Origin of the sequence: Polaribacter butkevichii, assembly GCF_038024105.1 — a bacterium.
GTDB lineage: Bacteria > Bacteroidota > Bacteroidia > Flavobacteriales > Flavobacteriaceae > Polaribacter > Polaribacter butkevichii.
In genome coordinates this window covers 860253-881597 of sequence record NZ_CP150661.1, presented here as the reverse complement: position 1 = coordinate 881597, position 21345 = coordinate 860253, and the positions used below count along the sequence as shown (strand labels likewise).

22 protein-coding genes are annotated in these 21345 nt (G+C 29.4%); 10 read left to right on the top strand and 12 right to left on the bottom strand.

The annotated features are described in order from the left end of the window. Nucleotides 1-30 precede the first annotated feature (30 nt). The 12 genes from ttcA to WG951_RS03385 all read right to left on the bottom strand — a co-directional run bounded on the left by ttcA (nt 31) and on the right by WG951_RS03385 (nt 11312). Entirely contained in the window at nt 31-828 is a 798-nt protein-coding gene (gene ttcA, locus WG951_RS03440) for a tRNA 2-thiocytidine(32) synthetase TtcA (protein WP_105048806.1), read from the bottom strand. A gap of 115 nt (nt 829-943) precedes the next feature. Then, nucleotides 944-1633, bottom strand: a complete 690-nt coding sequence (locus WG951_RS03435; protein ID WP_105048805.1) for a M949_RS01915 family surface polysaccharide biosynthesis protein — start codon at nt 1631-1633, stop codon at nt 944-946. Between the two features lie 124 nt (nt 1634-1757). Beyond that, nucleotides 1758-2729: a tetratricopeptide repeat protein gene (locus WG951_RS03430; protein ID WP_105048804.1), complete on the bottom strand. Its 972-nt coding sequence runs from the start codon at nt 2727-2729 to the stop codon at nt 1758-1760. A 328-nt stretch (nt 2730-3057) separates the two neighbouring features. Then, nucleotides 3058-5223, bottom strand: a complete 2166-nt coding sequence (locus WG951_RS03425) for a peptidase domain-containing ABC transporter (protein WP_105048803.1) — start codon at nt 5221-5223, stop codon at nt 3058-3060. 75 nt (nt 5224-5298) lie between these two features. After that, nucleotides 5299-7206: a prolyl oligopeptidase family serine peptidase gene (locus WG951_RS03420; protein ID WP_105048802.1), complete on the bottom strand. Its 1908-nt coding sequence runs from the start codon at nt 7204-7206 to the stop codon at nt 5299-5301. A 60-nt stretch (nt 7207-7266) separates the two neighbouring features. After that, entirely contained in the window at nt 7267-7461 is a 195-nt protein-coding gene (locus WG951_RS03415) for a hypothetical protein (RefSeq protein WP_105048801.1), read from the bottom strand. A 98-nt stretch (nt 7462-7559) separates the two neighbouring features. Further along, nucleotides 7560-7895: an HTH domain-containing protein gene (locus tag WG951_RS03410; RefSeq protein WP_105048800.1), complete on the bottom strand. Its 336-nt coding sequence runs from the start codon at nt 7893-7895 to the stop codon at nt 7560-7562. An 8-nt stretch (nt 7896-7903) separates the two neighbouring features. Then, entirely contained in the window at nt 7904-8788 is an 885-nt protein-coding gene (locus tag WG951_RS03405) for an HlyD family secretion protein (RefSeq protein ID WP_170062891.1), read from the bottom strand. Nucleotides 8789-8818: 30 nt separating this feature from the next. Beyond that, complete coding sequence (locus WG951_RS03400) at nt 8819-9064, bottom strand: hypothetical protein (RefSeq protein WP_105048798.1); 246 nt, start codon at nt 9062-9064, stop codon at nt 8819-8821. Nucleotides 9065-9414: 350 nt separating this feature from the next. Continuing rightward, the gene (locus WG951_RS03395) at nt 9415-9657 is read right to left on the bottom strand and encodes a hypothetical protein (RefSeq protein WP_317044718.1); all 243 of its coding nucleotides are present in this window, start codon (nt 9655-9657) and stop codon (nt 9415-9417) included. A gap of 5 nt (nt 9658-9662) precedes the next feature. Further along, nucleotides 9663-10619: an alpha/beta hydrolase family protein gene (locus tag WG951_RS03390; protein WP_105048797.1), complete on the bottom strand. Its 957-nt coding sequence runs from the start codon at nt 10617-10619 to the stop codon at nt 9663-9665. A 162-nt stretch (nt 10620-10781) separates the two neighbouring features. Beyond that, nucleotides 10782-11312 carry a hypothetical protein gene (locus WG951_RS03385; RefSeq protein ID WP_105048796.1) on the bottom strand — a complete coding sequence of 177 codons (531 nt, stop codon included), beginning with the start codon at nt 11310-11312 and terminating at the stop codon, nt 10782-10784. A gap of 781 nt (nt 11313-12093) precedes the next feature. On the opposite strand from WG951_RS03385, the gene hisG reads away from it, so the two are divergent. The 10 genes from hisG (at nt 12094) to WG951_RS03335 (ending at nt 21338) form a co-directional block, all read left to right on the top strand. Continuing rightward, nucleotides 12094-12951 (top strand): ATP phosphoribosyltransferase, encoded by an 858-nt coding sequence (hisG, locus tag WG951_RS03380; RefSeq protein ID WP_105048795.1) that lies wholly within the window; start codon nt 12094-12096, stop codon nt 12949-12951. Nucleotides 12952-13243: 292 nt separating this feature from the next. Next, nucleotides 13244-14527 (top strand): histidinol dehydrogenase, encoded by a 1284-nt coding sequence (hisD, locus tag WG951_RS03375; RefSeq protein ID WP_105048794.1) that lies wholly within the window; start codon nt 13244-13246, stop codon nt 14525-14527. Between the two features lie 41 nt (nt 14528-14568). Continuing rightward, entirely contained in the window at nt 14569-15630 is a 1062-nt protein-coding gene (gene hisC / locus WG951_RS03370) for a histidinol-phosphate transaminase (protein ID WP_105049377.1), read from the top strand. 95 nt (nt 15631-15725) lie between these two features. After that, on the top strand, nt 15726-16865 hold the full coding sequence (gene hisB, locus WG951_RS03365) for a bifunctional histidinol-phosphatase/imidazoleglycerol-phosphate dehydratase HisB (protein ID WP_105048793.1): 1140 nt from the start codon (nt 15726-15728) through the stop codon (nt 16863-16865). A 76-nt stretch (nt 16866-16941) separates the two neighbouring features. Continuing rightward, the gene (hisH, locus tag WG951_RS03360) at nt 16942-17523 is read left to right on the top strand and encodes an imidazole glycerol phosphate synthase subunit HisH (protein WP_105048792.1); all 582 of its coding nucleotides are present in this window, start codon (nt 16942-16944) and stop codon (nt 17521-17523) included. Nucleotides 17524-17677: 154 nt separating this feature from the next. Further along, entirely contained in the window at nt 17678-18058 is a 381-nt protein-coding gene (locus WG951_RS03355) for a RidA family protein (protein WP_105048791.1), read from the top strand. A gap of 3 nt (nt 18059-18061) precedes the next feature. After that, nucleotides 18062-18799 carry a 1-(5-phosphoribosyl)-5-[(5-phosphoribosylamino)methylideneamino]imidazole-4-carboxamide isomerase gene (hisA, locus tag WG951_RS03350; RefSeq protein ID WP_105048790.1) on the top strand — a complete coding sequence of 246 codons (738 nt, stop codon included), beginning with the start codon at nt 18062-18064 and terminating at the stop codon, nt 18797-18799. A gap of 79 nt (nt 18800-18878) precedes the next feature. After that, nucleotides 18879-19634, top strand: a complete 756-nt coding sequence (gene hisF / locus WG951_RS03345) for an imidazole glycerol phosphate synthase subunit HisF (RefSeq protein ID WP_105048789.1) — start codon at nt 18879-18881, stop codon at nt 19632-19634. A 171-nt stretch (nt 19635-19805) separates the two neighbouring features. Then, on the top strand, nt 19806-20405 hold the full coding sequence (gene hisIE, locus WG951_RS03340) for a bifunctional phosphoribosyl-AMP cyclohydrolase/phosphoribosyl-ATP diphosphatase HisIE (protein ID WP_105048788.1): 600 nt from the start codon (nt 19806-19808) through the stop codon (nt 20403-20405). A gap of 36 nt (nt 20406-20441) precedes the next feature. Continuing rightward, nucleotides 20442-21338: a polysaccharide lyase family 7 protein gene (locus WG951_RS03335; protein ID WP_105048787.1), complete on the top strand. Its 897-nt coding sequence runs from the start codon at nt 20442-20444 to the stop codon at nt 21336-21338. The last annotated feature ends 7 nt before the right edge of the window (nt 21339-21345 follow it).

The following is a 21345-nucleotide window of genomic DNA, read 5'->3' as shown; positions in this document are numbered from 1 at the left end:
GAAAGTTAGCGTGTTGCTGCTTTTTTTAAGTTATTCTAACAAAGAAGTTTCGGGTATTTTAGATTCTAAATTCTCAAAATCATACAATTTTTGATCTAAAAGGTGAGAAGGAAATACGTTTTGTAAAGCATTCATCATAATGGCATTTCTATTTGGGAATTCGGTTTCCCAATCAGTAATCATTTGTTTTACCTTTTTACGTTGTAAGTTTTCTTGAGAACCACACAAGTTACAAGGTATAATAGGGAAGTCCATAAAGTCGGCATACGCTTCAATATCACTTTCTTTACAAAAAGCCAAAGGTCTTAGTACAATTAAATCTCCTGCATCGTTTTTAAACTTAGGCGGCATGGTTTCCATTTTCCCCGCAAAGAAAAAGTTTAAGAAAAAGGTTTCTATAATATCATTTCTATGGTGACCTAAAGCCAGTTTATTACAACCTAAATCTTTAGCGGCTTCATATAAAGTTCCTCTACGCAAACGAGAACATAAACTACAGGTTGTTTTACCTTCTGGCGTTTTGTCCATGACAATTTTATAGGTATTCTTTTCTATAATTTTATAAGCTACACCTAAATTCTGTAAATAGGTGGGGAGTACTTCTACCGGAAAACCAGGTTGTTTTTGATCTAAATTTACCGCAACAATTTCAAAAGAAATAGGCGCTACCTTTTGGAAATACAATAACATGTTTAACATGGCATAACTGTCTTTTCCGCCAGAAAGACAAACCATAATTTTATCTCCCTCGGCAATCATTGTAAATTGCTGAATAGCTTCTGCAACGCCACGCTGTAATTTTTTAGTTACTTGTTTTTGGTTTTCCATGGGCGCAAAAATAGTACTAAAATCATTGTTATTCAATGAGTTTTTTGCGTTTCAATATTTTATTTTAGGATTGAGGGCAGAAGGAGTAAAAGATACACCGTGTTTATGATTGTTTTTAATTATCATCAATTTCCAATTCTTTGTTTTTCATAGCCTTTTCCCAGTTGTATGGAAAAATTCCGTGACCATTTATATGTATGTTTTTAATGATTGTTTTTACATTTGTTTGAATATCAATTGGTAATTGGTAAAATTCTTTATCTACTTGCGTGTGTCTTTCTCCATCAAGTACCCCATTCTGATGTCTTATGGCTACTTTATTGTTCTTGTAATATATTATTATTTTTATTCTTCCATCTCCTGTATCGTTCATTCCGAAAGTTCCATAAATGATTATTGGGTCTGCAATACCATCTTTGTCATAGTCATTTATACTAAAATATTTCGTCCAATGAGAAATGGAATATTCGTTTGAATTTGGAACAATGAAATCGTTTATTTTCCATTGAATTTTATAATTGTTATTTTTAAATAAATAACAAAAAACTTTTATAGAATTAAAACATTTTTCGCGTTGTTGGCACTCAATTTTATTTTGAGTCATTACCATAAAGTATTTTCCAATTTTGTCAGTATACTCGTATACTCTGTAAATTGAATGCTCTATTTTTAATTGTTTTTTAATACGCTCTGTAAAAATAGCATCAATTTCCTGTTGAGATAATTGTTTACTTGTTACATTCGGTTTTTGTCCAAACGAGAAGTTGTAAATTAAAAGAAATAATATGATTAAGGTTCTGTTCATTTTTTTAATGGTTACCCGTGGTTTAAGCAACTAATTTAGCAAATAAAAACCGATTAGAAAATCTGTAAGGATTTTCGTAAGTAGGCGAGAACTAGCCATTAATTATACACGTTGTTGTAAACAGTTATTTGTTCAGTTTTTTATTAAATTCAGATATTATTTCTTTCAATTCTTTGCCATAAATTAATTCAGCATTCTCGTAAGTTTGATTTTTGCATAATTCAATAAATTTTTTCTGATTAATCAAAACTAGATTTTCTACAAATGCTCCAGCAACAGGATAAAATATTTTTTCGGAATAATTATTTCCATTTATCCAAAGTTCCTTAATATCTATTCTTTTATTTTCAAGTACTTTTTTAGCCTTTTTTAACCTATCCGTTCCTGTTTGGTCAAAATAAACTCCAATTCCTTCATTAATTAATCTGTTTCTGATGTTTGTTTTTTCTATCCAAAAGGAAATGTTGTGAGCTATTTCGTGTCCTTTAGTTTGGTTATCTCTATTATGAGAAATACAATATTTTGGATTTGTAAAACCTAAAGATTTGTTTAAAGTTTTAACGGCTTCCTCGTTTGATTTCCAAACAAAAAAATCAATTTTTTTAGGTAAATATGAAGAGAAAAGAATATTAATATTTAGAAAAGCATTTTCTCTTTCTTTAATGTAATTTTCTTTGTCAATGATTGATGTTCCATTTTGAAAATGAAAAGTAATATTATCAGTTTCTAATGTTTTCCAATTTTCGTAAACTTTGTCAAATCCAAACAATAAAGCTAAACCTTTTAACTTCTTATTTGAGTTTTTCGTTCCTTTATATTCTAACGATTTTTTATAGAATTCTTTAGCTTTTTCTATATTTCCAATGGCAAAATTAGATTCCATTAACTCAATATTCGACCAAGCAAATTGCCAATCATTTTCGGAACAATTAACTGCCTTTTCTAAATACGGAATAGCATTCTTAAATTCATTTAAAATATTATATGCTTTTCCAATTCCTAAAAGTCCATCAAAATCATTTGGTTCAGATTCAACTATTTGTTTTCCTAATTTAATAACTTTTTCAAATTCTTTATTTTTAAAAGCATTACTCATTTCAGACTTTTGTGAATAGCCTGAAATACAAAATACAATTAGAAATATTATTTGAAGCAGAATTTTTGTCATAATTGTTTACAACGTTGTTGTATAAGATTAGTTGCGTGTTTTAAGCACTAAATTTAGCAAATAAATCACAGATAGAAAGTCCGCGAGGACTTTCGTAAGTAAGCTAGAACTAGCAATTAATTTTATACGGTGTTGTACGCAGGCTATTGTCATTCGTTAATTATCTAAATTTTAATTATTTGTTCCTAAGTTTAAGCTCTTTGGCAAGCTTTTTTTTAAAAGTTTGCCAATGTGCTGATTTTATAGTTCCTAAATTTTATATTTGACTATTTAGATTTGGCATTTGTTGTTGCCAAAGATTATAATAATGCTCTTTTTTGGAGTATAATTCTTTATGATTTCCTTGTTCTAAAACTTCTCCATTTTCTAATACTACAATTTCATCTGCATTAATCACGGTACTTAATCTATGAGCGATAATGATAATCGTTTTATTGTCTTGACGTAATCTTTCTACCGCTTTTTGAATATAATTTTCTGAAGTAGAATCTAAAGATGATGTTGCCTCATCTAAAACCAAGACTTCGGGTTTTTTATATAAAGCTCTTGCGATAGCGATTCGTTGTTTTTGCCCGCCAGAAAGTGTTGCGCCATTTTCTCCTAAATAAGTGTTAAAACCGTTTGGTAAACTTTCAATAAATTCTAAAATGCCAATTGATTTGCAAATCTCTATAATCAATTCCATATTTGGCGCAAAATCTCCAACAGCAATATTGTCAATTACATTTCCTGCAAATAAATCTATCTTTTGAGGGACAACACTTACTAATTCTCGCAAACTTTCGTGCTGAATATATTTTAAATCTAAATCCCCAATAGTAATACCCCCTTTTTGTATTGGATATAAATTTTGTAACAAAGAGATTAAAGTAGATTTTCCTGAACCACTTTCGCCAACAATTGCAGTTATATTTCCTTTTTTAATTTTTAAATTAAAGTCTGTAAAAACTTGTACTCTTGTCCCATATCTAAAAGCTACGTTTCTAAATTCGATGTCGTCAATCTTCTCTTTTTTCAATACTACTTTTTCTGTGCTTTCTTCTCGTTCTAAATCCATAATTTCAAACAAACGGTCTGCTGCAATTAACGCATTTTGTATTTGTTTGTTTGCGCCAATTAAACTCGCTACAGGATTCATAAAATAACCGATAATTGCATAAAAAGATAACAATTCCCCAGGTGTAATTTCTCTTTCAATAACAAAATAAGAACCACTCCATAATAAAATAATGGTAAATAACTGAGCAATAAAAGTGGTAGAAGTACCTGAAAAAACTGAATTTAAAGCAGATTTATAACCAATGTGTAACAAATTTATAAAACGTGTTTCTGTTTTGATATTTGCAAAATTTTCTAAACCAAAACGTTTTATAGTACTTACCGAATTTAAAGACTCTACTAACTGACTTTCTAATTCTGCTGAACGCTCCATTATTTTTCGCTCTGTTTTTTTGTTGAATTTATTTATAATTATATAAACGACCAAATACAAGGGTATGACCAATAACATAATTAAAGCCAATTTCCAGTAATACATAAACATAATACCAAAAGAGAAAAACAGAATAAGAATATTTACTGTTAAACTTAAAGATACATCATTAATAAAGGCTCTAATTTTAACAGCGTCATTAATACGAGAAATAATTTCTCCAACACGCATCGTGTCAAAAAATTGTTGTGGTAATTTTAGTAAATGTTTGTAATAGCCTAAAATTAAACGAGCATCTATTTGTTGTCCGCTTTTAATTAAAAAAACATCTTTAAATACACCTATTACAATACGTAAAATCAATAATAAAAGCATTATAATGCTTAACAGGTTTAGCAGTTTTGTATTGCCACCTACTAAGACATAATCTGTTATCTTTTGTATATAAATTGAGGTAGAAAATCCGAATAAAGTATAAATAATTGCACCAATTAAAGCTTGTAATAAAACAAATTTATGTGGCTTTAATAAAAACCAAAAACGCTTTAAAACAGATACTTTTTCATTTGTTGGTGTAAATTCTTCTTTTGGCAATAGTAAAACCAAAACACCTGTCCATTCTTTTAAAAAGTCTTCGTGTGTTTTTTTATGGATTTTTCCATCTGCTGGATCCATAATTTTTATATATTCTTTGGTTACTTCGTATATAACTACATAGTGATGTAACTGTTCTTTTACGATAATATGTGCAATAACAGGTTTGGGTATTTTAAACAAACTATCTAATTCACCACGTACACCTTTAGCTTCAAAGCATAAATTTTCTGCGGCTTCTATAAGACCTAATACATTAGTGCCTTTTTTATCTGTACCCGCATATTGGCGAATACGTGCAATGGGAAGTTGCAAATTGTAATGTGCTGAAATGGAAGCCAAACAAGTTGCTCCGCAATCTGTAATATCGTGTTGTTTTATGGTGATTTTTGCCATTTTAAGAATTTAATATGGCAAAGAAAGGTTTGTTTACTGCAAATTTTTTGCAGGGAAAAATATTTTAAAGAATAATTAGTTGATGTTCATTTTTAAATGATACAAAATAAATGAGTAAATCTCTGACTGAGTTTCATAGTATTGTTTAACATTCTGAGAGCCGTGACCGATATTTTTCATATTGTAAAAATATACATTTTTAGACCCTTTATTTTGTAACTCTTTAACAAATTTATATGAATGTAAAGGTGATACTCTGTCATCTTTATCACCTGATACAATTAAGAAATTAGACTCAATCTTTTTTGCATTAATTAAAGGAGAGTATTCTTTTTGATAATTAAAAGTTTCAAACTGATTACTATTCCCATATTCTGTAGAATATCCTCTTTTTAAATATTTATGAAGATTTGTTACATCAGATATACTATTTATAGAAATAGCAGTATTAAATTTATCTGAATAATTAATTACAGAATAATTAATTAATAATCCTCCAATTGAATATCCGAGAATTGCAATTTTTGAAGGTTTAGAATATTTATTAATTATTAAATAGTCTAATGTTCTTTTAAAATCATTAAAACTTTCTTTTTTAGATAAACCTTTACCTTTAATATGCCATTCTTTACCCATTTCACCACCTCCTTTAACACCAGCTATTGCATAAATACCTCCATTATCAATAAAATATTGAATAAATGGGTTGTAATAAGGAGTGGAGCTAATTTTAAACCCACCATAACCATAAAGTATTAAAGGGGAACTACTATCTAGTTTTACGTTTTTCTTATGAAATAATAAAAGAGGAATACTATCCTTTTTGTTTATAACCCATTTTTGTTTAACTTCATATTGTTCACTGTTAATTAAGGTTTTATTAGTAATTTTTAGATTTTGTTCATTAGTATTAAAATTATATATTATTTGAGGAATTGTAAATGAAGAAAATTTAATAGTAATGTTAATTAAGTCTTTGTCAATTAAATCGATAGTTCCATATTTTGGTAAGTTTAAAACTTTAAAATCATTATTATTTTTTAAATCTACTTTATACAAATAATTTACTCCTTTTTTAATGATAGAAAGTAATAAATTTTCATTTTTTAAGAAAGCTTCTCTTATTGTTATTTTTTCATTTATCGTAAATACTTCTTTAAATTTAAAATTTCTATCAGATAATAATAGTTCAAAAATTTTTATTTTATTTTTTAATTCTTTAAAACCATAGATTTTCATATCTGACACTGCTATTGGTCTAATATTTTTTTCACCAAAAAGTTCTATGCTTTTATTTTTAATAACCGAAGTATTATCATCAATTAAAAAATATTCTTTAGATGAAAAATTACATATTTTATTTTTTGATAATACAGAAAATTGACCTTTATAATTTTTAACTTTATAAACTTGACCAGTAGAAAAATTATATCTAAATAAATATTTTACCTCATACTGATTTTCATACTGAGTATAAAATAAATTATTTCTAGTTGATTGGATTTTAGGGAAATTTAAAGCATTAATTTTTTTAATCAATTTCTTCTTATCTATATCCCAAATTTGAACTAAGTAATCATCGTTAGAAAATTGAGAGCTTTTAAGAATCAGATAATTGCTATGATTTTTTTCTAAAATACTTATTGGTCCGAAATTAACAGAATCTAAAATTGTAAATAATTTATATTTCTCTTTAGAGTTCTTGTTTTTGTAAAAAACCTTATTTTTTTTTATAAAAAATGAATATTTCCCAATATTCGTACACTTTGGAACCCATTCTTGAGCATTGATTATTTTTTGAGTATTCTTAATTATTTTTCTTTTATAATCTCTATAAGGAATACTTTGTTTGGAGAATAAACTATCTTGTGTTGTTTTCCAAAGTTTAAATTCTTTCTCATTTAAAGAAAATTCTTGTTCAGAAGGTGAAGAGCATCTGAGTATAAATATACTTGTTAAAAATAAAAATAAGTGTTTTTTCAAACTTACGTGTATTTAAAAGAGGCTAACTTTATTAATAAAAGAGTCTCTTTTTTATTTAAATTAATACTGATAACCATCTGGTGGTGGTGGTGGTCCGTCTGACTCTCTTCTTCTTTCACCTTCGCAACCATTAGCACAACCTGCCAGCAACAAACAGCACCCAATAACTATAAGAGTTCCTAAGAAACCTCCTTCAGTTTCTTTAATTTCTTTAGCACTCAATTCCTGAACACCAAAACTTTGTAAATTTTTCATAAAATTACATTTTTTAAGTTATTAATATATTTTTTGAGTGTAAACTTTTTACAACTCGTATCAAAACGTTATTATATGCATCTAATATTGTTTTAATCTTACAAACATAATTTTGTTCCCTGCAAAATCCTTGCAGTGAAACTATTTTCTTTTAAAAAGTAACTTCCACCATATAAATTTCTTGCAGTATCTTCAGTAATTACTTTTAATGAAATATTTAGTTCAATATTAAAATCATTACAATAGTAATAGGTTTTTCTTGTTCTACTATAATAAACTTCTGCTCCTAAAATTTTGAGTTCATCAATTAAAGTATAAACACTTCGTTCACTTATATTCATATACTTTGCTATCTCTATTGGTGTTCCAGTATTCTCATTTTTTACTCTTTGATAAAGCTGTTGTAAGCGTTCAAGGATTTTTAAATTTTTCATAATAATTTTTATTTTTCTGCAATTTTATTTGAAGGGTTTAGCCAGTCATCTATTTTATCATAAAGTAAATCAAAAAGAGAGCGTTCTGTAAGTTCAAATCGTGCATTTACAAGCATACCCTTTTTCAATTGTCCTTTAAATCCATTTTTTAGTTGTAAAAAATTTTGGTCAAGTGAGCACAATACTTTAAACGTTGGTATATTATTAATTATTTGTACGTCGTTTCCTATTTCTTCGATTTTACCATTGGCTAAACCCCATTGGTTATAATTAAACGCACTCACTTGAAAATTTACTTTATTTTCTTTTTTTAATAAACCAATATCTGCTGGACTTATATAACATTCTACAATTAAATTTGATTTGGGAGAAATTTCTGCTAATTGAATGCCATTTTGTATAAAACTTCCTTTTTCAATTCCTTTTACATTTAATAAAGTTCCTGAAAGAGGAGCCTTAATAACAGATAAGTTATTTGTTTCTTCTAATTGTACTTGGTTGTTTTCTAATTCTTTTAATTGGTTTTTTTGGTTAACTAATTCTGCTTGCCAACTACTGTATTGTTGTTTTTTGTATTGATGTATGGCATTTAAAGACAAATCGTATTCTAGTTTGCTATTATTCAGTTCTACTTTTGCTATTACTCCTTTATCGAATAATTTTCGACTCCGATTGTAGTCCTCTTTTATTTTTTGAAAACGAGTGTTTAATTCATTCAATTTTTGTTGATAGAAGTTATACTCTTGTTTATATTTTAAAGATTGTAATTTATTTGCAATTCTTTTTTGATTTGATAATAGTTTTAAATCTTCTACAAAATTTTTGGTTTCACTTATTAAGCTTGTTGTCGTATTTATTTGATGAGTAATTACTAAATTATTTATTAGTAACAAGGTGTCTCCTTTTTTTATTTGAAGATTGTTTTAAAGTTGATGAAAAATTACTTTTCCACTATTACTGCTTTCTAAAAGTATTCTTTCTTTGTCAGACCTAATAAGACCTTGAGAGGTGTTATATATAGTAACATTGATAAAAGGCAAAGAAATCAAGGCAGAAATTAAGGTCAACAAAATAATGCTGTAAATAATTTTACTTTTGTTAGTGTGTTTAAACTGATGTACTTCAAGAGTATTTTCAATAATCTCTTTTGGGAATATTTGTTTTTTCATATTTTTTCTTTTTCAATCTATAGGTTTATTGAGTGAAAGCTCTTTTAATTTTGTGAGGTACGAGCAAAATTAAATGTGCTTTTACAAGCTATTGGTTTCGGTCAGAGCTTGCGTACAACTTATTATAAAGTAATAATACCTCATTTTATCCCAAAGAAAACAACCAAAACTAGCTATTCTTTCAGGAATTATTAATACATAAAGATTTAGAAAACGTCTAGCAATTTTATTTTTTCATCAATCTGTTTCAAATTTATAGAATTCAAACCATATAAATAAGATATTTACAATCAACTTAGCAACTATTGTCAACTTTTAATGTTAATAACTCATTCAATGTAAAAAGGATACTATAAATCTTTCCACCAGTTATTGGTGTAAGTCTGTAGCGAGTCTTTCACCATAATTTCTTCACCAATTTTAGGCGTAATTACTTTTAAGTTTAATTCTTTCGCTTTTTTAGTAACACGCTCAATAGGATCTGTCCATTCATGCAGCGCTAATTTAAAACCTCCCCAATGAATCGGAATTATTTTTTCTGCTTGCACATCAATTCCTGCCTGTGCCGTTTCTTCTGGCATTATGTGTAACAAAGTTTTTATCTTCCGTGATATTTCATATTAGGTAATTGTTCACTGTTCTTTAAATAGCGATCAAACCATTTTATAACTTGTTTATGGGATTCTTTTTTATGTTCAGAAACACTATGGTCAGCACCTTCAAACATTATTAGTCTGTACGGAACTCTATTTTTTTCAAATTCTAAAGCAAGGTTTAGGCTTTGTTCTGGTTTTACTCTCCAATCAGAATTTCCGTGTAACATTAGAATTGGCACATTTTTAGGGAATTTATCCGCCCATTTTATTGCTGACCTTTTTTCTAATTCCATTTCTTTATTATCTGCATAATTTGGAATTAATTTTGCGTAAACACCAGATTCCATTATAGGTCTATCTTTTATAGAACTAAAACTATCAGAAACTGCGCCACCAACAACGGCTGCTTTTATGTTATCCATTTTAGTTAAGGCTATGTATGTCATCATTCCGCCACGGCTCCAACCATACATTCCAATTTTAGTAGTGTCGGCATCTTCTATTTCTTTTAAGACCTTTGGTAGAATAGTGATGTCATTAACATCTTTTCCACCAAACTCATCATTTTCTCTATAATTGCTAGCAATTACAACATAACCTTCCTTAGCAATTTGCCCAAGAACAATAGCTCCGTGGGCAATCTTTAATGCACCAAAACTCTTATTTCCTCCTCGATTGTATATTACACAAGGATATTTTCCTTTTTTCTTGGGCTGCACTAAAAAGCCATTTATTTTTAAACCATCACTTAAATAGGTAATCCTATAGATTTGAATACTGTCTATGTATTTAAATTTTTCTTGCCATTCTATTTCCCCATCTACATATTCAATTAATTTTGGGTAAATTTTTGTTTTAGATAAATCAGATATTAATTCTTGCTGAAGAAGAAGTTTTTTTTCTTGGGCTTCAATATTTGTAAATATTAATAAAAAAGCAATTACTGTAATAAATTTCATATGGTTTTTGTTTAGTAGTTTTATAACGTTGTTGTGTAAGTAAAATTGTGTGGTTTAAGTACCGAATTAAGAGAATACAAACCGAATAGAAAATTCGCGAGGATTTTAGTAAGTAAGCTTTTACCAGCAATTTTTTACACGGTATTGTGGGGCGTTTTTTATTTATTCACAATATACCCAACCATTGTTTTCTGTTTTTTTTATTAAAATAGTTTTATCGACGAATTCTGATTGATTTCTATTTAATAATTCATCGAATGGAGTTTTTTCTATTTTTTTTAATGTAACTTTTACTTCAGCAGTATTTTTTGATGGAATATTTTGGATATTTCCAATTTTTTCAACTTCATATTTACAAAGTAGAACTTTAGCAGTATACCCGTATTTTCCTTTTTTCTTAGCTTCAGATATATAAGGTTTCGCTTCTTTTGTTAATGAAATATCATATTTAGTAAAGAATTTTTCTTTCGTTTTTTTCACACTAATTAATCCTTTTTCCTCTAATTTTTTATAAATATTAAACTCTTTTTCAGACGTAAACATTGTTTTTCCTAAATTAATTGAGGAAATAGTTTCAAGAGGTTTACTTGTACATTGATTTATTAAATCTCGCACTTTAGATTCAGTTAGTTTGTCAGAACAAGATGTTACTATTAAATTTACTAAAAATAATAAAATAACTTTTTTTTTCATTTCTCTAATAATTAAATTTTACCTACTTCTAATTTTAAGTCTTATTCGGTATATTCTGACTTGTTATTCAGTTTGTTTAAAAAATTAATAAAACACCTTTTTCATAAATGTTTTAGATTAGAAGGACGTTTTTTAAAATTACCTATACCTCATTACACCCCAAAGAAAACAACCAAAATTAGCTACTCTTTCAGGAATTATTAATACATAAAGATTTAGAAAACGTCTAGCAATTTTATTTTTTCATCAATCTGTTTCAAATTTATAGAATTCAATCTATATAAAAGCAATATTTAAAATCAACTTAACAACTATTGTCAACTTTTAATGTTGATAACTTAAGCAATGTGCTATTTAAATGATTTTTTCATCAAGTTTACTGTTGTAGTAAAGCTATGCTGTAATAGAAATAAAAAGAACAGATACAAATGCTTGTTTTATGAATTGAAAAACTAAAAAATTAAACAGATACTAAGAATTTGATAAATATTTCACATAATTATCTTTTTTATTAAAATCATTTGGTTTATTAAAAATTTAATTTAGATATTTGCATAGATATAAAAAAAGACATGGCTTTTATTCAAAATCATCATCATCATTTTTACAATTGCAATCAAGCGATTTAAAAGTGTATTGAATAAAATCAAGATATTTATAAACCCGTTTGAGCAAATCAAACGGGTTTTCTATTTCTATATTTAGAAGTAATTCCGGTTTGATATCGGAATCTAATAAAATAATAAGAACCGTATTTGCTCAGGCATCAAACAAAAACAAAATGAGTAATTTAAGAATTGCAGTACAAAAATCAGGAAGATTAAACGAAGATTCAATGAGAATCTTAAAAGACATTGGTATTTCTATAGACAATGGTAAAGATCAATTAAAAGCATCTGCAAGAAATTTTCCTGTAGAAGTATTTTACTTAAGAAATGGCGATATCCCTCAGTATTTAAAAGATGGAGTAGTAGATGCAGCCATTATAGGAGAAAATGTTTTAATAGAAAAAGGAGCAGATATAGAGTTTGTAGAGCGTTTAGGTTTTTCTAAATGTAAGGTTTCTATAGCAGTGCCAAAAGAATCGAACGCAAATTCGTTACAAGATTTAGACGGACAAAGAATTGCAACTTCGTATCCAGAAACCGTTAAAAAGTTTTTAAAAGAAAAAAACATCAAAGCAGATATTCACATTATCAACGGTTCTGTAGAAATTGCACCAAATATTGGTTTAGCAGATGGTATTTGTGATATTGTTTCTAGCGGAAGTACTTTATTTAAAAATGGTTTAAAAGAAATAGAGGTTTTACTAACCTCAGAAGCTGTATTAGCCGTTTCTTCTAAAATATCAGCAGAAAGAAGAGCAATTTTAGAGAAAATTCAGTTTAGAATTCAGTCGGTTTTAAAAGGCCAAAACTCTAAATACGTATTGTTAAATGCACCTAATGATAAATTAGAAAATATATTAAAAGTGTTACCAGGTATGAGAAGTCCTACTGTTTTGCCATTGGCAGAAAAAGGTTGGAGCTCTGTACACACCGTAATTAGCAAAAACGAATTTTGGGAAATTATAGATGAATTAAAAGCCAACGGAGCAGAAGGTATTTTAGTGTGCCCAATAGAAAAAATGGTATTGTAAAACGTACGTCATTGCGAGGCACAAAGCAATCTGTGTTTTAAGTAAGAGATTGCTTCGTACCTCGCAATGACAGATAAAAATTAAAATTTGAATAATATTTTGGGCGTTTTAACGGGCTTTTCGCACTCGCTTTTTTTCTGAAAAAGAAAAAAGAGCTCAAACAAATGCTACAATCCCTAACGCAAATTGCAAGTTTGCAAACATACCGCAAGGTTTAAAGAACCTTGTAAGTATAAATTAAAAAGTAAAACACCTACAAGGTTTTAGAAATCTTGCAGGAGAAATTTAAAAGATGAAAACAATTATAAACCCATCAAGAAAAGATTGGAATAAAATATTAGAAAGACCCACAAAAACGGTTGATGATATTGAAAGTATTGTGAACGATGTTTTTGCAGATGTTCAAAAAAATGGAGATGCTGCCATACATAAATACACCCAAAAATTTGATGGTATTTCTTTAGAAAATAATATTGTTTCTGTTGCTGAAATTAAAGAAGCAATTACTTTAGTATCTGATGAGTTAAAGCAAGCTATTAACGTAGCTAAAGAAAACATTACCAATTTTCATACAGCACAAAAAACAGCAAAAGTTTTTGTAGAAACCGCAATCGGAGTTTCTTGTTGGCAAGAAAAAAGACCCATTCAAAAAGTTGGTCTGTATATTCCAGGAGGAACCGCACCTTTGTTTTCTACAGTATTAATGTTGGCAATGCCAGCTCAAATTGCAGGCTGTAAAGAAATTGTATTGTGTTCTCCACCAAATAAAGAAGGTAAAATTCATCCAGCCATTTTGTATACAGCCAATTTATGTGGTGTTACAAAAATTATAAAAGTTGGTGGTATACAAGCAATTGCAGGGTATACTTTTGGTACAGAAACCATTCCGCAAGTGTATAAAATATTTGGTCCAGGAAATCAGTTTGTAACAGTTGCAAAACAATTGTCTACAAAACATGGTGTTGCTATAGACATGCCTGCTGGCCCAAGTGAATTATTAGTGGTTGCAGATGATTCTGCAAACGCAAGTTATGTAGCATCAGATTTATTAAGTCAGGCAGAACATGGCGCAGACAGTCAGGTTATTTTGGTTTCAACATCAAAAAAGATGATTGCAGACGTAGAAAAAGAAATCGAAATTCAATTGGCTAAATTGTCTAGAGTAGAAATTGCTGAGAAAGCCATTCAAAATTCGAAGTCTATTTTTGTAGAAAGTGATGAAATAGCGTTAGAATTAATCAATGAATATGGACCAGAACACTTTATTGTTTGTACAAATAATAATGATTTTTACATAGACAATATAGAAAACGCAGGTTCTGTTTTTATAGGTAATTATACACCAGAAAGCGCAGGAGATTATGCTTCGGGTACCAACCATACCTTACCAACAAACGGATTTTCTAAATCGTATTCTGGAGTAAATTTAGATAGTTTTACCAAAAGTATTACGTTTCAGAAAATTACAAAAGAAGGGATTAAAACAATAGGAACATCTATTGAGTTAATGGCAGCAGCAGAAGGATTAGATGCACATAAAAATGCAGTTTCAATTCGTTTAAAAGATTTAAATTAATATATTAAATGTCTTCTCGAGCGCAGTCGAGAGGTTTTGTTATGAAAACTAAATTTAACATCAATAACCTAGTTAGAGAAAATATAAAATCTCTACAACCTTATTCATCTGCAAGAGATGAATATAAAGACGCCAATACTACAGAAATGATTTTCTTAGATGCTAATGAAAATCCTTTTGAAAACGGTGTAAATAGGTATCCAGATCCGCAACAGAATAATGTAAAAGATTTGTTGTCTGAGATAAAAGGAGTTGCTAAAGAAAATATTTTATTAGGTAACGGAAGTGATGAAGTTTTAGACTTAATCTACAGAGCTTTTTGTGAGCCTAATGTAGATAATGTAATTACATTACCACCAACCTACGGAATGTATAGTGTTTTGGCAAATATAAATGCTATAGAAAACAGAGCGGTATTGTTAGGCGATGATTTTCAGCCAAAAGTAAATAAAATCTTAAATGTAGCAGATGCACATAGTAAAATTTTGTTTTTATGTTCACCGAACAATCCAACAGGAAACAGTTTTACAGTAGAAACGGTTAGAGAATTACTTTTAAAATTTAAAGGTTTAGTGGTTATAGATGAAGCGTATATCGATTTTTCTGAGCAAAAAAGTTGGTTAGAAAGATTGGCAGAGTTTCCTAATTTAATCATTACACAGACTTTATCTAAAGCCTTTGGTTTAGCGGGTATTCGTTTGGGAGTTTGTTATGCATCCAAAGAAATTATTAAAATTTTAAACAACATAAAACCACCTTATAACGTAAACGAATTAAGTCAGCAAAGAGCAATTGCAAGATTGCAAAAAATGGATGAAGTTCAGAACGAAATTTCTCAATTAATCAGCGAAAGAAAACGGCTTAAAAAAGAGTTAGAAAGCTGCGATAGTTATATAGAAAAAGTATATCCATCAGATGGTAATTTTTTGTTGTTAAAGGTAGACGATGCTACAAAGCGTTACAACCAATTAATAGAATATGGTGTCGTTATTAGAAATAGAACAAACCAACCTTTATGTAAAAATACGTTGCGTATAAGTGTAGGTATTTGCGAGGAAAATCAACGATTATTAAGAGCCTTAAAAGCTATTAAAGAACAATAAGAATCGCTAGCAAGGTTTTATACCTTGTAACGGATTTGACAATTAATAAAACAAACCTACAAGGTTTTTAAAACCTTGTAGGAAAACAAGATAAGATGAGTAAAAAAGTATTATTTATAGATAGAGACGGAACCTTGGTGTTAGAACCACCTGTAGATTATCAATTAGATAGTTTAGAAAAGTTAGAGTTTTACCCGAAAGTATTTCAATACATGGCAAAAATTGCTAGCGAATTGGATTACGAATTGGTAATGGTAACCAATCAAGATGGTTTGGGAACCGATAGTTTTCCGGAAGATACTTTTTGGCCAGCACAAAATAAAATAATGAGTGCTTTCGAAAAAGAAGGGGTTGTTTTTTCTGAAGTTTGTATCGATAAAACTTTTCCACATGAAAATGCCGAAACTCGTAAACCAAGAACAGGTTTGTTAACCAAATATTTTTCTGAAGAATATGATTTGGCAAATTCTTTTGTTTTAGGCGATAGAATTACAGACATGGAATTGGCTAAAAATTTAGGTTCTAAAGGGATTTTCTTATCAGAAGACTCAGAATTAGGAGCTGATGAAATTGAAACTTCTAAACAAGAAATTTTAGATTGTATTGCTTTAACAAGTACAGATTGGAAAGAAATCTATGAGTTTTTAAAGTTAGAAGATAGAGTTTCTGAAATTACTAGAAATACCAACGAAACTAAAATTTACATCAAACTAAATTTAGATGGTTCTGGTAAAAATGATATTTCTACTGGAGTAAAGTTTTTCGATCACATGTTAGATCAGATTGGTCGTCATGGAGCGATGGATTTAACTGTAAAAGTTGATGGAGATTTAGAGGTTGATGAACACCATACTATAGAGGACACCATGATTGCTTTGGGCGAGTTATTCCACAAAGCATTAGGAAATAAATTAGGCATAGAACGTTATGGTTTTTGCTTGCCAATGGACGATTGTTTAGCACAAGCAGCCGTAGATTTTGGTGGAAGACCGTGGTTGGTTTGGGAGGCTGATTTTAAACGTGAAATGATTGGAGATATGCCAACAGAAATGTTTTTACACTTGTTTAAATCTTTTACAGATGGCGCAAAATGTAACTTAAATATTAAGGCAGAAGGCGCAAACGAGCATCATAAAATAGAAGGTATTTTTAAAGCTTTTGCAAAAGCAATGAAAATGGCAGTTAAGAGAGATGCAAATAAAATGTTTTTACCATCTACAAAAGGAGTGCTTTAAAAAAGTGTTGAATTGTGAATTTTTAGTTCTGAGTGATTTTAACTTAAAACTAAACGCTAAAAATTAAAAACTAATTATGAAATTAGTAATTATCGATTACGGAGCAGGAAACATTAAAAGCATTCAGTTTGCTTTTAAGCGTTTAGGTGTAGATGCTATTTTATCAAATAATATTGATGAAATTAGAGCTGCTGATAAAATAATTTTCCCGGGAGTTGGAGAAGCAAGTTCAGCAATGCAAATGTTGCAAGAAAGCGGATTAGACAAAGTGATTCCGACGCTAACGCAACCTGTTTTAGGGATTTGTTTAGGAATGCAATTAATGTGTAATTCTTCTTCGGAAGGAAATACAAAAGGTTTGGGTATTTTTGATGTTGATGTAAAGAAATTTTCGAAGGCTGTTAAGGTTCCGCAAATGGGTTGGAATGTGATCTATAATTTAAAATCAGATTTATTTAAAGGCATCAAAGAAAAAGAATTTATGTATTTAGTACATAGTTTCTACGCAGAATCTTGTGCTGAAGCAATTGCAACGACAGATTATGAAATTGAATATGCATCCGCATTGCAAAAAGATAATTTTTACGGAGTACAGTTTCATCCAGAAAAAAGTGGAGTAGAAGGCGCAAGAATTTTACAAAACTTTCTTAATTTATAAACTAAGTTCAATGTCATTCCGAAATGAGCCTTTTTTGGCGATTGAGGAATCTCGTTTTTAATGATGAGATTACTTCGTTCCTCGTAATGACAGAGATAAATATACAATAAAAAGACCCTAAAATAAATTCAGGGTACTTCATAAAAAAATAATTATGGCAAGAAAATTAATAAGTTCAGGTTCTTCATTCGAAAAAGAAATGGGATATTCTAGAGCTGTAGTGCAAGGTGATTGGGTTTTTGTTTCTGGAACTACAGGATTCAATTATGAGGATATGACGATTGCAGATGATGTTGTAAACCAAACGGAGCAATGTTTAAAAAATATTGAAGGTGTTTTAGAGCAAGCAGGTTCTAGTATGAGTAATATTGTACGCATCACTTATATTTTACCTGATGCTACAGAGTTTGAACAATGTTGGCCTGTTTTAAAGAAGTATTTAGGAGAAGTTAGACCCGCAGCGACTATGTTTGCAGCAGGATTGTCTGATCCAAGAATGAAAATTGAAATTCAAGTTACTGCCTTAAATAAATAATCAATGAGAATAATACCAGCCATAGATATTATTGACGGAAAATGTGTTCGTTTAACAAAAGGCGATTACAATACCAAGAAGATTTATAACGAAAATCCGTTAGAAGTTGCCAAAGAATTTGAAGCTGCAGGTATCGAATATTTGCATGTGGTAGATTTAGATGGCGCAAAAGCGAGTCAGATTATCAATTATAAAGTTTTAGAGCAAATTGCATCAAAAACCAATTTAAAGATTGATTTTGGTGGAGGTTTAAAGTCTGATAAAGATTTAGAAATTGCTTTTAATTCTGGTGCAAATCAAATTACTGGAGGAAGTATTGCTGTAAAAAATAGCGATATTTTTGAAAGCTGGATTGAAAAATATGGATCTGAGAAAATTATTTTAGGAGCAGATTTTTATCCTGATACAACAGGTGGAAAAATTGCTACAAATGGTTGGCAAGAGGAAAGTAGTTTAGAATTGATTCCGTTTATTGCTGGATATCAGCAAAAAGGAATTCAGTATATTATCTGTACAGACATTTCTAAAGACGGCATGTTACAAGGACCAAGTTTTGATATCTATCAACAGATTTTATCCGAAGTAAACAACGTAAAATTAATTGCTTCTGGAGGAATTTCTGCTTTTGAGGAATTGCCAAAATTAGCAGAAAATGGTTGCGAAGGTGTTATTATAGGGAAAGCTATTTATGAGAATAAAATTAGCTTAAAACAATTAGAGCAATTTATATTAACAAAATAAATGTCATTGCGAGGAACGAAGCAATCTCTTAATGAATAGACAGATTGCTTCGTGCCTCGCAATGACGAATTAGAATAAAATGTTAACAAAAAGAATAATACCTTGTTTAGATATTAAAAACGGAAGAACTGTAAAAGGGGTTAATTTCGTAAATTTAATAGATGCAGGAGACCCGGTAGTTTTAGCAAAACAATATGCAGATTTAGGGGCAGACGAATTGGTTTTTTTAGATATTTCGGCAACGTTAGAAGGTAGAAAAACCATGATAGAAATGGTGCATCAAGTTGCGGAGCAAGTAAATATTCCGTTTACAGTTGGTGGAGGAATATCATCTGTAGAAAATGTAAATGAGTTGTTAAAATGGGGTGCAGATAAGGTTTCTATCAATTCATCTGCAGTAAAAAGACCCGATTTAGTTAATGAATTGGCAGAAAAATTCGGGAGTCAATGTGTGGTTGTTGCTATTGATGCAAAACAAATTGACGGAGAATGGTTTGTGCATTTGGCAGGAGGAACAATACCTACAGATATTAAATTATTTGATTGGGCAAAAGAAGTAGAAGAGCGTGGAGCAGGAGAAATTTTGTTTACTTCTATGAATCATGATGGCACAAAAGCAGGATTTGCAAATGAAGCTTTGGCACATTTATCAGAAATATTAAATATTCCTATTATTGCTTCTGGTGGTGCAGGTAATGTGCAACATTTTGTAGATACTTTTACAGAAGGAAAAGCAGATGCCGCTTTAGCAGCAAGTGTTTTTCATTTTGGTGAAATACCTATTTTAGAGTTAAAAAAAGAATTAAAAAAGAATAATATTCCAGTGAGATTGTAAATGTCATTACGAGAAAGTATGACGAAGTAATCTTATTATTAAAAAATAACGTAATGTCACTTCGAGTGATTTTTGAGGAACGAAAAAATTGTATCGAGAAGTAATTATTAGTTCTCGATACAATTTCGATGAAAAATCGAAATCACTCGAACTGACAAAAAATAAAAAATTATGAATATCGATTTTAATAAAAACAATGACGGATTAGTACCCGCAATCATTCAAGATGCAACCACAAAAAATGTGTTAATGTTGGGGTATATGAATGAAGAAGCATTTGCTAAAACCCAAGAAACAAAATTAGTAACTTTCTTTTCTAGAACTAAAAAACGTTTGTGGACAAAAGGTGAGGAAAGTGGAAATGTATTGAATTTAGTAGATATAAAACTAGATTGCGATAATGATACACTATTGGTTTCTGTAAACCCAAACGGACCAACGTGTCATAAAGGTTCGGATACTTGTTGGAATGAGGTAAACAAATCTAACTATGGTTTCTTTTCTACTTTAGAAGATGTAATTACAGAAAGAGTTGCTAATAAAGACACTAAAAAATCTTATGTAGCAAGTTTGTTTGCTAAAGGAATTAATAAAGTTGCTCAAAAAGTAGGTGAAGAAGCTGTAGAAACGGTTATTGAAGCGATGGATAATAATGATGAATTATTTATCTATGAATCTGCAGATTTGTTATTCCACTATTTAATGTTATTACAAGCAAAAGGGTTTACCTTAAAAGACATTGAAGCAGAATTACAAAAAAGACATAAATAAGTTTAGTATCTTTAGAACATTGTAAACTTAAATATTATGAGTAAAACCAAAATTGTATTTTCTACTTTTTTGTTTATAGCGACTCTTTTTGTTACAAATTGTACAAAAGGAGATGATGCTGTAGTTGATAAAATTACAGAATCGGAAGAAGAAGATGAAGATGAAGTTGTAGTTGTACAGGAAGATGGGAACTTTGTTTGGAAAAACTGGTACTTATCTGTGCCAATTGATAAAGGCGATGGATCTAAAAAAGCAACGTCTATTTATGCTGATCAAATTATAAATGGAAGCCTTTCATCAACAGAAAAAAAATATTTTTATAAGAATACTGATGACAGCTATACTTTTTATACAAGATTTACGGGGTTTACTACTTCTGGAGGAGCCGATTTAAGTGATGGTAAATATTGTAGAACAGAGTTAAGAGAATATTGGAAAGGTGTACAAAATACTGATGATAATTGGTATATGAATGCTGGTACACATGAAATGGAATCTACTTTAAAAGTAAATTATTGTGAAGGAAATGGGCAAACGTATGTAGCGCAAATTCATGGTAAACAAAGTACAACTTTATCGGGGTCTCCTGCAACTGTAAAAGTTCAGTGGAAAAAAGGAGATATTGTGATAGAGTATTATGTAAAGCCAGAAAATGGAGTTTGGACGAGTAAATATGACGAAAAAATAACCATAGGAAAAGTAGATAATGAGAAATTTACGATTAAACTTCGTATTGCAGATGGTAAATTAGAATATGCTTTAGTTTGTGAAGCTAAAAACATAGCGCAAGAATATACCTTTTTATATGATTACGTAAGCAATGGTTATAATTTTGATAACTACTTTAAAACTGGTAATTATTTTAAATGGAATGATGATTATACAAAGGCTTCTGAAGTTGTTTTATATGGTGTAAAAACAGCTCATTATTAAAAAATAA